The 12,829-nt window shown below is 63.5% G+C and carries 23 protein-coding genes; all 23 read left to right on the top strand.

Going from position 1 to position 12,829, the window contains the following annotated elements:
- The first annotated feature begins 1 nt into the window (after window position 1).
- The 23 genes from rpl4p to secY are packed head-to-tail and all read left to right on the top strand — an operon-like array spanning window position 2 to window position 12,673.
- Window positions 2-754, top strand: coding sequence for a 50S ribosomal protein L4 (gene rpl4p / locus LDH66_RS06535; protein WP_226480251.1), 753 nt, complete (start codon window positions 2-4; stop codon window positions 752-754).
- Window positions 751-1,005, top strand: coding sequence for a 50S ribosomal protein L23 (locus tag LDH66_RS06530; RefSeq protein ID WP_006651018.1), 255 nt, complete (start codon window positions 751-753; stop codon window positions 1,003-1,005). The genes rpl4p and LDH66_RS06530 overlap by 4 nt, the downstream gene beginning before the upstream one ends.
- 2 nt (window positions 1,006-1,007) lie before the next feature.
- Complete coding sequence (locus tag LDH66_RS06525) at window positions 1,008-1,730, top strand: 50S ribosomal protein L2 (protein WP_226480250.1); 723 nt, start codon at window positions 1,008-1,010, stop codon at window positions 1,728-1,730.
- On the top strand, window positions 1,727-2,149 hold the full coding sequence (locus LDH66_RS06520) for a 30S ribosomal protein S19 (protein WP_222917609.1): 423 nt from the start codon (window positions 1,727-1,729) through the stop codon (window positions 2,147-2,149). Before LDH66_RS06525 ends, LDH66_RS06520 begins: the two co-directional genes overlap by 4 nt.
- A 7-nt stretch (window positions 2,150-2,156) precedes the next feature.
- A complete protein-coding gene (locus tag LDH66_RS06515; protein ID WP_226480249.1) occupies window positions 2,157-2,636 on the top strand; it encodes a 50S ribosomal protein L22 in 480 nt (159 codons plus the stop codon).
- Window positions 2,636-3,592, top strand: a complete 957-nt coding sequence (locus LDH66_RS06510; RefSeq protein ID WP_226480248.1) for a 30S ribosomal protein S3 — start codon at window positions 2,636-2,638, stop codon at window positions 3,590-3,592. The genes LDH66_RS06515 and LDH66_RS06510 overlap by 1 nt, the downstream gene beginning before the upstream one ends.
- On the top strand, window positions 3,592-3,819 hold the full coding sequence (gene rpmC, locus LDH66_RS06505) for a 50S ribosomal protein L29 (protein ID WP_226480247.1): 228 nt from the start codon (window positions 3,592-3,594) through the stop codon (window positions 3,817-3,819). The genes LDH66_RS06510 and rpmC overlap by 1 nt, the downstream gene beginning before the upstream one ends.
- Before the next feature lie 15 nt (window positions 3,820-3,834).
- Window positions 3,835-4,299, top strand: coding sequence for a ribonuclease P protein component 1 (locus LDH66_RS06500; RefSeq protein WP_226480246.1), 465 nt, complete (start codon window positions 3,835-3,837; stop codon window positions 4,297-4,299).
- Complete coding sequence (locus LDH66_RS06495; RefSeq protein ID WP_222917622.1) at window positions 4,290-4,727, top strand: 30S ribosomal protein S17; 438 nt, start codon at window positions 4,290-4,292, stop codon at window positions 4,725-4,727. The genes LDH66_RS06500 and LDH66_RS06495 overlap by 10 nt, the downstream gene beginning before the upstream one ends.
- The gene (locus LDH66_RS06490; RefSeq protein WP_006430978.1) at window positions 4,727-5,125 is read left to right on the top strand and encodes a 50S ribosomal protein L14; all 399 of its coding nucleotides are present in this window, start codon (window positions 4,727-4,729) and stop codon (window positions 5,123-5,125) included. Before LDH66_RS06495 ends, LDH66_RS06490 begins: the two co-directional genes overlap by 1 nt.
- Before the next feature lie 2 nt (window positions 5,126-5,127).
- On the top strand, window positions 5,128-5,484 hold the full coding sequence (rplX, locus tag LDH66_RS06485) for a 50S ribosomal protein L24 (RefSeq protein ID WP_097378329.1): 357 nt from the start codon (window positions 5,128-5,130) through the stop codon (window positions 5,482-5,484).
- Window positions 5,481-6,230 (top strand): 30S ribosomal protein S4e, encoded by a 750-nt coding sequence (locus tag LDH66_RS06480; protein ID WP_226480245.1) that lies wholly within the window; start codon window positions 5,481-5,483, stop codon window positions 6,228-6,230. Before rplX ends, LDH66_RS06480 begins: the two co-directional genes overlap by 4 nt.
- The gene (locus LDH66_RS06475; protein ID WP_226480244.1) at window positions 6,223-6,762 is read left to right on the top strand and encodes a 50S ribosomal protein L5; all 540 of its coding nucleotides are present in this window, start codon (window positions 6,223-6,225) and stop codon (window positions 6,760-6,762) included. Before LDH66_RS06480 ends, LDH66_RS06475 begins: the two co-directional genes overlap by 8 nt.
- On the top strand, window positions 6,755-6,940 hold the full coding sequence (locus LDH66_RS06470) for a 30S ribosomal protein S14 (protein WP_222917632.1): 186 nt from the start codon (window positions 6,755-6,757) through the stop codon (window positions 6,938-6,940). Before LDH66_RS06475 ends, LDH66_RS06470 begins: the two co-directional genes overlap by 8 nt.
- Window position 6,941: 1 nt before the next feature.
- The gene (locus tag LDH66_RS06465; RefSeq protein WP_226480243.1) at window positions 6,942-7,334 is read left to right on the top strand and encodes a 30S ribosomal protein S8; all 393 of its coding nucleotides are present in this window, start codon (window positions 6,942-6,944) and stop codon (window positions 7,332-7,334) included.
- 2 nt (window positions 7,335-7,336) lie between these two features.
- On the top strand, window positions 7,337-7,870 hold the full coding sequence (locus LDH66_RS06460; RefSeq protein WP_226480242.1) for a 50S ribosomal protein L6: 534 nt from the start codon (window positions 7,337-7,339) through the stop codon (window positions 7,868-7,870).
- A 3-nt stretch (window positions 7,871-7,873) separates the two neighbouring features.
- Complete coding sequence (locus LDH66_RS06455) at window positions 7,874-8,587, top strand: 50S ribosomal protein L32e (protein WP_226480241.1); 714 nt, start codon at window positions 7,874-7,876, stop codon at window positions 8,585-8,587.
- Window positions 8,580-9,029, top strand: a complete 450-nt coding sequence (locus LDH66_RS06450; protein ID WP_226480240.1) for a 50S ribosomal protein L19e — start codon at window positions 8,580-8,582, stop codon at window positions 9,027-9,029. The genes LDH66_RS06455 and LDH66_RS06450 overlap by 8 nt, the downstream gene beginning before the upstream one ends.
- Window positions 9,029-9,577 carry a 50S ribosomal protein L18 gene (locus LDH66_RS06445; protein WP_226480239.1) on the top strand — a complete coding sequence of 183 codons (549 nt, stop codon included), beginning with the start codon at window positions 9,029-9,031 and terminating at the stop codon, window positions 9,575-9,577. The genes LDH66_RS06450 and LDH66_RS06445 overlap by 1 nt, the downstream gene beginning before the upstream one ends.
- Complete coding sequence (locus LDH66_RS06440) at window positions 9,574-10,239, top strand: 30S ribosomal protein S5 (protein WP_226480238.1); 666 nt, start codon at window positions 9,574-9,576, stop codon at window positions 10,237-10,239. The genes LDH66_RS06445 and LDH66_RS06440 overlap by 4 nt, the downstream gene beginning before the upstream one ends.
- Window positions 10,236-10,703, top strand: a complete 468-nt coding sequence (gene rpmD, locus LDH66_RS06435) for a 50S ribosomal protein L30 (protein WP_226480237.1) — start codon at window positions 10,236-10,238, stop codon at window positions 10,701-10,703. Before LDH66_RS06440 ends, rpmD begins: the two co-directional genes overlap by 4 nt.
- Before the next feature lie 2 nt (window positions 10,704-10,705).
- Entirely contained in the window at window positions 10,706-11,194 is a 489-nt protein-coding gene (locus LDH66_RS06430; protein WP_226480236.1) for an uL15m family ribosomal protein, read from the top strand.
- Between the two features lie 3 nt (window positions 11,195-11,197).
- Complete coding sequence (gene secY / locus LDH66_RS06425; RefSeq protein ID WP_226480235.1) at window positions 11,198-12,673, top strand: preprotein translocase subunit SecY; 1,476 nt, start codon at window positions 11,198-11,200, stop codon at window positions 12,671-12,673.
- The last annotated feature ends 156 nt before the right edge of the window (window positions 12,674-12,829 follow it).

The following is a 12,829-nucleotide window of genomic DNA, read 5'->3' as shown; positions in this document are numbered from 1 at the left end:
CATGGACGCAACAGTACGAAACCTGGACGGCTCGGACGCGGACACGATCGAGCTCCCGGCGGTCTTCGAGACCCAGTACCGCCCGGACCTGATCGCTCGTGCCGTTCGCGCCGCACAGGCAAACCGAAAACAGGACTACGGTGCCGACGAGTTCGCCGGCCTTCGAACGCCGGCCGAATCGTTCGGTAGCGGCCGCGGTATGGCCCACGTCCCACGGCAGGAGGGTCGCGCTCGCCGCGTTCCTCAGGCCGTCAAAGGGCGAAAGGCACACCCGCCGAAAGCCGAGAAAGACCAGTCCGAATCGATCAACACGAAAGCAAAGAAACTGGCCGTCCGCAGCGCCATCGCTGCGACGACCGACGCCGAACTCGTCGCCGATCGCGGCCACGAGTTCGATGAAGACGTCGAGACCCCCGTCGTCGTCGACGACGAGTTCGAGGACCTCCATAAGACACAGGAGGTCGTCGAATTCCTCGAGGCAGCCGGCCTCGCGGACGACATCGAACGCGCCGACGAGGGTCGCAGCGTCCGTTCCGGTCAGGGGAAAGCCCGTGGCCGCAAGTACAAGACGCCGACGTCGATCCTCTTCGTCACCTCCAGCGAGACCGGCCCGTCCCGTGCGGCCCGGAACCTCGCGGGTGCCGACGTGACGACGGCCGCTGAGGTCAACGCGGAGGATCTCGCGCCCGGTGCACAGCCGGGACGACTCACGGTCTGGACCGAGAGCGCACTCGAGGAGGTGGCCGACCGATGAGTTCGGCCATCGAACACCCGCTCGTGACCGAGAAGGCGATGAACGACATGGACTTCGAAAACAAGCTCCAGTTCGTCGTCAACCCGGACGCGACCAAGCCCGAAATTCGGGACGAGGTCGAGGAGCGGTTCGAGATCTCCGTCGAGAACATCAACACGCAGGTAACGATGAACGGCAAAAAGAAAGCGATCGTCCGCCTCTCCGAGGAGGACGACGCACAGGAAGTCGCTTCGCGAATCGGGGTGTTCTGAGAATGGGACGACGCATTCAAGGACAACGACGCGGTCGCGGGACCTCCACGTTCCGTGCCCCCTCGCACCGCTACAAGGCGGACCTCGAACACAAGAAAGAAGAAGACGACGACCTCGTCCGTGGGACGATCGTCGACATCGAACACGACCCGGCACGATCCGCGCCGATCGCCGCCGTCGAGTTCGATGACGGCGATCAGCGCCTCATCCTCGCCCCCGAAGGTATCACCGTCGGCGAGGAGCTACAGGTCGGCGTCACCGCGGAGATCAAGCCCGGTAACACGCTCCCGCTCGCGGAGATCCCCGAAGGAGTGCCGGTCTGTAACGTCGAGTCGAACCCGGGCGACGGCGGTCGATTCGCACGCGCCTCGGGAACGAACGCGGACCTGATCACCCACGACCGCAACGCAGCGGTCATCCAGCTTCCCAGCGGCGAGGTCAAACGCCTCGATCCGCAGTGTCGTGCCACGATCGGCGTCGTCGCCGGCGGTGGCCGAACGGAGAAGCCGTTCGTCAAGGCAGGGAACAAGTATCACAAGATGAAGTCCCGGGGCACCAAGTGGCCTCGCGTCCGCGGTGTCGCCATGAACGCCGTCGACCACCCGTTCGGTGGCGGCGGCCGGCAACACCCCGGCAAACCCAAGTCCGTCTCGCGGGACGCCCCGCCGGGACGGAAGGTCGGTGACATCGCCTCCCGGAGTACCGGTCGAGGTGGCAACAAATGAGTCAGGAGTACCGAACCGGCCGTGAAGGTGAGTTCACCTACCGCGGCCACACGCTCGAGGAGCTGCAGGCACTGGAGCTCGACGAGGTCGTCGAACTGCTCCCCGCACGTCAGCGGCGAAGTATCCAACGCGGTCTCTCCGTCGAGAAGGAGAAGCTTCTCGAGGAGGCCCGCGAGAAGGGCGAGGAAGAAACGGCGAACGACCCGATCCGAACGCACCTGCGGGATATGCCGATCCTGCCGGAGTTCGTTGGCATGACCTTCGAGGTCTACAACGGACAGGCGTTCGAGCGCGTTCGCGTCGAGCCCGAAATGATCGGCCACTACCTCGGCGAGTTCCAGCTGACGCGGACCTCCGTCGAGCACGGACAGGCCGGTATCGGCGCGACCCGATCGTCGAAGTTCGTCCCACTGAAGTGATCATCGTATGGGAATCAACTACTCAGTCGACGCCGATCCCGACGCCACCGCGAAAGCGATGCTTCGGGAGCGTCACATGAGCAACAAGCACAGCAAAGAGGTCGCACGCGAACTCAAGGGCCGAACCGTCGGCGAGGCCCAGGCGTACCTACAAGACGTCATCGACGAGAACCAGTCGGTGCCGTTTAAGTCCCACAACGCCGGTGCCGGACACCGCTCCGACATCGACGGCTGGGACGCCGGCAAGTACCCGGAGAAGGTCTCCAAGGAATTCCTCGATCTGCTCGAGAACGTCGAAGCCAACGCGGATCATCAGGGCTTCGACGGCGAATCCATGGAGATCGTCCACGTCGCCGCTCACAAGATCGGCGAGTCCGTAGGCCGCAAGCCCCGCGCGATGGGGCGTGCGTCCTCGTGGAATACGCCACAGGTCGACGTCGAGATCATCGTCGAAGAGACCGACACCGACGAGGAGGACGATAGCTAATGGCTGACGAACACCAATTCATCGAAAACGGCCTGCAGCGGTCCCAGATCGACGAGTTCTTCCAAGAAGAACTCGGCCGCGCGGGCTACGGTGGTATGGACGTCGCCAAGACGCCGATGGGTACCCAGATCGTCCTCAAGGCCGAAAAGCCCGGGATGGTCATCGGCAAAGGCGGCGAGAACATCCGGAAGGTCACGACGGCTCTCGAGGAGAAGTTCAACCTCGAGGACCCCCAGATCGACGTCCAAGAGGTCGAAGAACCCGACCTCAACGCACGGATCGTCGCGGACCGACTGGCCAACGCACTCGAGCGCGGCTGGTACTTCCGGAAGGCCGGTCACACGACGATCGACCGCATCATGGAAGCCGGTGCGCTCGGCGCGGAGATCGTCCTGTCCGGGAAGGTTACCGGCGCGCGATCGCGCGTCGAGAAGTTCAACCGCGGCTACATCAAGCACAACGGCGAGCCCGCAGAGGAGGTCGTCGACCACGGCCAGGGCGTCGCGGTCATGAAACTCGGCACCATCGGTGTCGACGTGAAGATCATCCCGCCGGGTGCCGAGTTGCCCGACGACTTCGAGGTCAACGAGGACATGGATCCGGAAGAAGTCGTTCCGGACGCCGTCGAAGTCAACGCGGAAGGTGGCGTCGAGGAACTCCTCGAGGGCGAACCCGAGGAGGCCGAGGCCGCCGAAGCGGATGCCGAGGCCGCGGCTGACGAGGCCGCAGAGCCCGACGCCGAGGCCGACCTCGACGAAGACGTCGTCGAGGAGGTCATCGAGGAAGAGGTCGAGGCCGACGCCGACGAGGAGTTCGACGAGGTCGAGGTCCCCGGCGGCGACGAAGACGTCGAAGAAGATCTCGAAGAGCTCGAGGAAGACGTCGAAGCGGAGGCCGAGGAACTCGTCGAAGAGATGGAAGACGAGGCAGACGCAGACGAGGGAGGTGACGCCTGATGGCGATCCTCCACGTCGAAGAGATCCGCGACATGACGCCTGCCGAACGGCAGGAGGAACTCGAGGAGCTCGAGACCGAGCTGCTGAACGCGAAGTCCGTCCTCGCGGCCGGTGGGGCTCCGGAGAATCCGGGCCGTATCGGCGAACTTGGTCGCACCATCGCGCGAATCAAGACGATTCAGCGAGAGGAAGGCGACCTGGACGACGTAGAAGCGACTGCCGAATAACACAACCACACACCAATGGCACTGACACCCGAGACGCTGCCGCGACACGAACTCAACGGGCTCCCCGTCCGAGTCGTCGAGAGTGACGACTCCTCACGGGTGGGTCTGACGGGCCGCGTCGTCATCGAGACGACGAAGACCCTGTCGATCGAGATTCGTGACGACGGCGAGTCTCGGGTCGTGATGGTGCCGAAATCGGGCTCGACGTTCGAGTTCGCGATCACAGATGACGCCGCCGATCTCGAGAAGGGATCGGGGACTGCGTCCAAACTGGCCGATACTCAACCCGCTGGGGAGGAGCGATCCACTTCGGCGGACCGAGCCGGCGGCAATGTCGCTGGCTGTCGCGACGACGGTCCCTCCCGGGACCGCAGTCGCGCTGCTGGCGAGGACGTAGCCTACGTTACGGTCGATGGATCGCGGCTGCTCTCACGACCCGCCCGACGCACGGAAACGAGTGGTGACTCACCATGGCAATAGGACTAGACGTTGAAACCCCTCCGGAACCGGAAAACCCGGAGGAATACGACTACGAAAAGTGTCCGTTCTACGGCGAACTCTCCGTTCGAGGGCAGATCCTCGAAGGGACCGTCGTTTCGACGGACATGGACAAGACCGTAGTCGTCGAGCGAGAGTACGATGTGGCGGTCCCGAAGTACGACCGACACATGAAACGACGCTCGCGCATCCCGGCACACGTTCCGGGCGTGCTCGAGCCGCTCTCGGTCGGTGACACGGTCAAGATCGCAGAGACCCGACCACTGTCGAAGACGAAATCGCACGTGGTCGTCGAAGTAACCGAAGAAGCGACTGCAGAGGACCTCGCAGAGCTCACGAGCCAGGCCGAGCCTGAGCCGGAGCTCTCCGACGAGGACCTCGCCGCGGCCGCAGACGAGGGTGATCAGTGATGGAGGCGATGAAGGCCGACGTCACGCAGGGCCTGAAGAAGGGCTCACTGATCACGTGTGCCGACAACACCGGCGCGCGTGAGCTGAAGGTCATCAGCGTCGCGGGCTACCACGGCACCAAGAACCGCCAGCCGAAGGCGGGGATCGGTGACAAGGTGACCGTCTCGGTCACCAAGGGTACCCCGGAGATGCGCCGACAGGTCCTCGAGGCCGTCGTCGTCCGCCAGCGGAAATCGATCCGCCGGCCCGACGGCACGCGGCTCAAGTTCGAGGACAACGCGGCGGTCATCATCGACGAGAACGAGGAGCCCCGCGGCACGGAGATCAAGGGGCCGATCGCCCGCGAAGTCGCAGAGCGCTTCGGAGCAATCGCCAGTACGGCGACGATGATCGTATAGATATGACTGAACAACCACACAAACAGCGAACGCAGACGAGAAACGCGCCGCTGCACGAGCGACAGAAGCAGCTGCACGCGACGCTGTCCGACGAGCTCCGCGAGGAGTACGACACCCGTCGAACCCGCGTCAACGCGGGCGACACGGTCGAGGTCATGCGCGGCGACCACGCCGGCGACGAAGGCGAGGTCATGCGCGCAATCCTCGAGGATGGGACCATCCACGTCGAGGACGTGACCGTCGAGACGGCCGACGGCGAGGAAGTGCCGCGGCCGCTCGACCCCTCGAACGTCCGGATCACGGAGCTCGATCTCGAGGACGAGCGTCGCGAGGCGCGTCTCGAAGGTGATAGCGAATGACGAAACACCAGAAACGACTCTCGGTACCGAAGTCCTGGCCGGTCGAGCGAAAGACCGAGACCTTCACGGTCAAGGCCGACGCCGGACCGCACGGTGAAGACGGCGTGCCGCTCGTCGTCCTCCTGCGGGACGTCCTCGGCTACGTGGACTCGCGCAAGGAAGCACGATACGCCCTCTCCGAGGATTCGATCCTCATCAACGGGGACCCGATCAACGACGAACAGCGCCCGATCGGCATGTTCGACATCGTTGCGTTCCCGGGTCGCGGAGAGTACTACCGCGTCTTCCCCGACGAGGGTGGTCGACTCGCACTGACCGAGATCGACGAGGAATCGGCGGGGAGCCGCCTCGGCAAGATCGTGAACAAACAGCAAGTGGCGGGTGGCGACACCCAGCTGACGCTGCACGACGGCACGAACGTCATCGTCGACGACGAGTACGCTTCGAAGGACTCGATCGTCATCGACAACGACGACAAGTCCGTCGTCGCGCACTTCCCCTACGAGGAGGGTGCGCTCGTGACGGCCGTCCGTGGCAACCACGGTGGCAAGGTCGGCGAGATCGACGCGATCGACATCACGCCGGGCAGCGGCTCGAACAGCGTCGGCGTCTCGACGGACGACGGCGGCTTCGAAACCGTCGAAGAGTACGTCGTCGTTATCGACGAGAACTTCACGGGCGACGCCGACGCGTCGGAAGACGCGAACGGTGATACCGTGAGCGCTGGAGGTGCGGACGATGAGTGAAGCCGAATCCGGTGACTTCCACGAGATGCGCGAACCGCGCGTCGAAAAAGTCGTCGTCCACATGGGCGTCGGCCAGGGCGGTCGCGAGCTCGGTAAGGCCGAGGATATCATCGAGGAGGTCACGGGTCAGGAGAGCGTCCGGACCCAGGCCAAGCGAACCGAACCCGACTTCGGAATTCGCCAGGGCGATCCGATCGGCGCGAAGGTCACTCTTCGCGACGACGACGCCTACGAATTTCTCGACAAGTCGCTGCCGCTGACGGAAATTTCCGCGGCGCAGTTCGACAATACGGGTAACTTCAGCTTCGGCGTCGAGGAACACACCGACTTCCCGAGCCAGGAGTACGACCCGAGCATCGGAATCTTCGGGCTGGACGTCACTGTCAACCTGGTGCGTCCGGGCTACCGTATCGCCAAGCGCGACAAGGCCACTCGGTCGATCCCGTCGAAGCATCGACTGACTACCGAGGACGCCATCGGCTTCCTCGAGGCTAACTTCGACGTGACCGTGGAGGGCACAGACGATGAGTGAAAGCGAAACAGAAGAAAACGACCACACGGGCGAGCACGCGGCGAAGCGAACGGGACAGATCGAGTCCTGTCAGCGCTGTGGCCGCGAGCAGGGGCTTGTCGGGAAGTACGACATCAACCTCTGCCGGCAGTGTTTCCGCGAGATCGCCCGCGACATGGGATTCAGGAAGTACCGATAACATGACCGGAAACGATCCACTCAGCAACGCGCTCTCGGGACTCGATAACGCCGAGAGCGTGGGTCATCTCACCCACGAGGTAACGCCCGCCTCGAACGAAATCGGCAGCGTGCTCGAGGTCTTCTACGACCGCGGGTACATCGACGGCTTCGAGTACGTCGACGACGGCAAAGCCGGTCAGTTCGAGATCGAATTGAAAGGAGCGATCAACGAGTGCGGCCCCATCAAGCCCCGCTACGCCGTTGGTTCCGAGGACTTCGAGAAGTGGGAGAAGCGCTATCTCCCCGCTCGAGACTTCGGTGCCCTCGTCGTCACGACGAGCAGTGGCATCATGAGCCACTACGAGGCTCGCGAGAAGGGTATTGGGGGTCAGGTGATCGCATACGTCTACTGACCATGCGAGTAGAACTGGAAATCCCCGAGAACGTAACCGTCGAGGTCGACCGTTTCGACGTCACCGTCGAGGGCCCGGAAGGCGCCATTACGCGCCGTCTCTGGTACCCTGACGTGACCGTCGAAGCGGACGACGATCAGGTGGTAATCGAGAGCGGTGCCGAGGACGCGAAGACGAATTCGACCGTCGGCACCTTCGAGAGCCACATCCGAAACGCCGTCCACGGCGTGACTGAGGGCTGGGAGTACGAGATGGAAGTCTTCTACTCTCACTTCCCGATGCAGGTCCGCGTGGAGGGCGAGGAAGTCGTCATCGAGAACTTCCTCGGCGAAAAGGCACCGCGACGAACGACTATCCACGGTGAGACCGAGGTCACCGTCGACGACGAGCAGATCGTCCTGTCCGGCCCCAGCAAGGAAGATGTCGGACAGACGGCGGCGGACATCGAGCAGCTGACGAAGGTCAGCGGCAAGGACACCCGCGTCTTCCAGGACGGGGTCTACATCACCAACAAACCCGCGAAAGGAGGTGCCTGATAGATGGCAGACGACGAACCCCAGGAACTTGAGGATATCAGCGGCGTCGGTGCGAGCAAGGCAGACGCACTGCGTGACGCCGGCTTCGAGTCCATCCAGGACGTCAAGGAAGCCGATCAGGACGACCTCGCCGAGGCCGACGGCGTCGGGAACGCACTCGCCGCCCGTATCAAGGCCGACGTCGGTGACCTCGAGGTCACCGAGGAGACCGAGGCCGAGATCGAAGACGAAGGGGTCGAGGAGGAGGCGGAACCCGACGAAGACGTCGAGACCGAACTGCAGCCCCGCGGGCTGACCGAGAAGACGCCCGAGCTCTCCGACAAGGAGGAACGACTCCTCAACCGTCGGAAGAGCGAAGGGAAACCGCAGTTCAACCGGCAGGATTACCACAAGAAAAAGCGGACGCCCAAATCGTGGCGGCGACCTCGCGGTCAGCTGTCCAAGCAGCGACGCGGCGTCAAGGGCAAGGGCCCGAAAGTCGAGGCCGGCTACCGCACGCCCAAAGAAGTCCGCGGCAAACACCCCAGCGGCTTCGAGGAAGTCTACGTCGAGAACACGGACGACCTCGAGGGCGTCGACGGCTCTCGTGAGGCGGTTCGGATCGCATCCGCTGTCGGTGCGCGCAAGCGCGAGCGGATCGAAGAACTCGCCGAAGAGCAGGACGTTCGCGTCCTGAACCCGACCTACGAGGAAGTCGAGGTGGAATCCAATGACTGATCTCTCAGCACAGAAGCGACTGGCTGCCGACGTCATGGACGTCGGTAAGAACCGCGTCTGGTTCGATCCGGAGGCTCAGGGAGACATCGCCGAAGCGATCACGCGCGACGAGATCCGAGAACTCGTCGACGAGGGTCGCATTCAGGCTGACGACGCCTCGGGCAACTCTCGCGGCCGCGCCCGCGAACGGAACGCGAAGCGCGCCTACGGCCACCAGAACGGCCAGGGCAAGCGACGCGGCAAGAAGGGCGCACGCCAGAACGAGAAGGACGAATGGCAGAACAAGATTCGCGCACAGCGACGGAAGCTGCGCGAACTCCGCGACAAGGGCGAACTGACGCCCACGCAGTACCGCGAGCTCTACAAGAAGGCTGGCGGCGGGGAGTTCCGTAGCGTCCGGTACCTGATGAACTACATCGACGAAAACTACGGTGACCAATAATGGCGACAGGACCACGATACAAAGTACCGATGCGGCGTCGCCGTGAGGTCCGGACGGACTACCACCAGAGGTTGCGCCTGCTGAAATCGGGAAAGCCCCGCCTCGTTGCTCGCAAGAGTAACAAGCATACTACGGCGCAGCTGATCACTCCCGGACCTCAGGGAGACGAGACGCTTGCGAGTGCACACTCGAGCGATCTGGCGGAGTACGGCTGGGACGCACCCACGAGTAACATTTCCGCGGCATATCTGACTGGCCTGCTGGCCGGCCAGCGGGCCGTCGAAGCCGGTCTCGAGGAAGCGGTCCTCGACATCGGCCTCAACACGGCCACGCCCGGCAACAAGGTGTTCGCGGTACAGGAGGGCGCGATCGACGCGGGCCTCGAGATCCCGCACAACGATAGCGTACTGGCGGACTGGTCGCGCACGCGCGGCGAGCACATCGCCGAGTACGCCGAACAGTTAGACGAGCCGCTGTACAGCGGCGAGTTCGACGCGACGGATCTCCCCGAACACTTCGACGAGGTACGAGAGGCGATTCTCGAATGAGTGGAAACAACTACAACGACGGCGGATGGGAGCCCGTTACCCGTCTCGGCCGGATGGTCCAGGAGGGCGAAATCGAGACGATGGAGGACGCTCTCAACTCTGGACTGCCGCTGAAGGAACCCGAACTCGTCGACCAGCTCCTGCCCGGACTGGAAGACGAAGTGCTGGACATCAACATGGTCCAGCGGATGACCGACTCCGGACGACGCGTGAAGTTCCGCTGTGTCGTCGCCGTCGGCAACCGCGATGGGTTCATCGGCTACGCCGAAGGCCGAGACGATCAGGTCGGCTCTGCCATCCAGAAGGCGATCGGTATCGCGAAACTGAACATGATCCAGGTCCCGCGCGGTTCGGGCTCCTGGGAGGACCGCTCGGACCGGCCACACTCGCTGACCCGACGGACGACCGGCAAAGCCGGCTCCGTCGAGGTCGAAGTCATCCCCGCCCCCGAAGGGCTGGGGCTGGCCGCCAGCGACACCGTCCGTCACGTCCTCGAGCTGGCCGGCATCGAGAACGCCTGGACAAAGAGTCACGGCAACACTCGAACGACGGTCAATCTCGCGAAAGCGACCTACAACGCGCTCGAAAACGCCTCCCAGTCGCGTCACCCGCGACGACGGAGCGACCGGCACCGGGACGAAGCCGAGGTGGCTGACCAATGAAAGCGATCGTCCAGATCCGCGGCGAAGTGAACCGACAGGAAGACGTTCAGGACACCCTGTCGATGCTCAACATTCACAACGTCAACCACTGTGCGCTCGTCCCCGAGACCGACGCCTACGAGGGGATGATCGCGAAGGTCAACGACTACGTCGCCGTCGGCGAGCCCGATGCTGACGTGCTCGAGACCCTGCTCGCGAAGCGAGCGGAGCCTCTCGAGGGCGACCAGTCGGACGTCGACGAGGCGTGGCTGTCCGACAACACGGAGTACGACGGCTTCGGCGAACTGGCCGAGGCGCTCCTGGCAGAGGAGACGACACTTCGTGACGAGGGACTGTCACCGACCCTTCGACTTCACCCACCGCGGGGAGGTCACGACGGTATCAAGAAGCCGACCGTTGAGGGCGGCCAACTCGGAAAGCATACAACAGGGGAGATTAACGACCTCCTAGAATCGATGCGATAACCATGACGAGCAAAAAACGACGCCAGCGCGGATCGCGGACCCACAGCGGCGGTTCACACAAGAATCGACGCGGTGCGGGCCACCGTGGTGGCCGCGGCCGTGCCGGGCGCAGCAAACACGAGTTCCACAACTACGAACCGAAGGGCAAACACGGCTTCACGCGACCCCACGACATCCGCGAGGATGTCGCGGAGATCGACGTCCAGAAGCTAGACGAGGACGCGATCCTCTACGTCGCTGACGGCCTCGCCGAGGAGACCGACGACGGCTACCGACTCGATGCACGCGACGTCGTCGAGGACGGCCACGAAGTCGACGTCGTCAAGGTCCTCGGCTCCGGTCAGGTCCGGAACACGCTCGAGATAACGGCGGACGCGTTCTCCGATACGGCCGAGGAGAAGCTCGAGGCTGCCGGCGGCGAGGCAGTTGTCTCGGAGCGAGGCCAGGAGGACGACGACGCTGAAGCCGACGCTGAACAGGACGAGGAATAACATATGGGATGGAAGGAAGCCGCTGAACCGGTCCTCACGCGGATGCCAGCAGTGCGCCGTCCGGAGGGGCACGTCCCCTTCAAGCGCAAACTGATGTGGACGGCCGGCATCCTGATGTTGTACTTCTTCCTGACGAGCATCACGCTGCTCGGCTATCAGGCCGGCGGGACGGGCGACCTCTTCGGGGAGTTCCGTGCGATCCTCGCCGGAGCACACGGATCAGTCCTACAGGTCGGTATCGGTCCGATCGTCACCGCGAGCATCGTCTTACAGTTGCTCGGCGGTGCGAACCTACTCGGACTCGACACGGACGATCCCCGGGACCAGGTCCTCTATCAGGGTCTCCAGAAGCTGCTGGTCATCCTGATGGTCATCTTGACCGGGCTCCCGATGGTGTTCTCCGGTCCGCCGGGAGGGGGCTTCCTGCCAGCCCAGACGTCAATGCAACTCGGTGGGATCGCACTCACCGCGACGCAGATCCAGGTCCTGATGTTCGCCCAGATCCTCATTGGCGGGATCCTCATCCTCTATATGGACGAGGTCGTCAGTAAATGGGGCGTCGGCAGCGGGATCGGGCTGTTCATCATCGCCGGCGTGAGCCAGCGTCTGGTCACCGGTTTCATCCAGCCGAACTCGGAAGGGTTCTTCTATAGCTGGTACCAGATTCTGACCGGACAGGTCGATATCGGGTCGATCGCCTCCGGAGAAGGGCTCTATGCCCTGTTAGTCTCCGAGGGGAACCTCATCGGGCTGGTGACGACGCTGTTGATCTTCGGGATCGTCGTCTACGCGGAGTCGGTTCGCGTCGAGATCCCGCTCAGCCACGCCCGGGTCAAGGGTGCTCGCGGGCGCTTCCCCGTGAAGCTCATCTACGCGAGCGTCCTGCCCATGATCCTCGTTCGCGCAGTGCAGGCGAACGTCCAGTTCATGGGGCAGATCCTGAACAGCCAGTGGGGTAACATGCCCGGGTGGCTCGGAACCTACTCCCAACAGGGTAATCCTGTCAGTGGGTTCTTCTACTACGTGGCCCCGATCTACTCCCGACAGGACTGGATGTGGTGGACGTCCGCCGTCACCCAGGAGTGGTGGCAGGTAATGATCCGGATCGGCATCGACGTCACCTTCATGGTCGTCGGTGGCGCGATCTTCGCCATCTTCTGGGTGGAGACCACCGACATGGGTCCGGAATCGACGGCACAACAGATCCAAAACTCCGGGATGCAGATCCCCGGCTTCCGACAGAACGTCGGCGTCATCGAGAAGGTCATGGAGCGGTACATCCCGCAAGTGACCGTCATCGGCGGCGCGCTGGTCGGCCTGCTGGCCGTCTGTGCGAACATGCTCGGCACCATCGGCGGCGTGACCGGAACCGGGCTGCTGCTGGCCGTCTCCATCACGTACAAGCTGTACGAGGAGATCGCCGAGGAGCAGATGATGGAAATGCATCCGATGATGCGCCAGATGTTCGGCAGCGAATAACGACTCGGTCTCGTTTTCTTTCCGTTCGTTGGACCCGGAAGCTGCTGCGTTAGCGATCGAAACCCGCGACGACATGTGGCTCCTGCCCGACCGGAATTCGTTCTGTGGCTTCGCTCAACCGGAAGATGTTCGGATCGTCGGCCGCCCCAGTTTCGT

Source organism: Natrinema amylolyticum (genome assembly GCF_020515625.1).
In the GTDB taxonomy this organism is placed as follows: domain Archaea; phylum Halobacteriota; class Halobacteria; order Halobacteriales; family Natrialbaceae; genus Natrinema; species Natrinema amylolyticum.
This window is presented reverse-complemented; position numbering and strand designations above follow the sequence as displayed.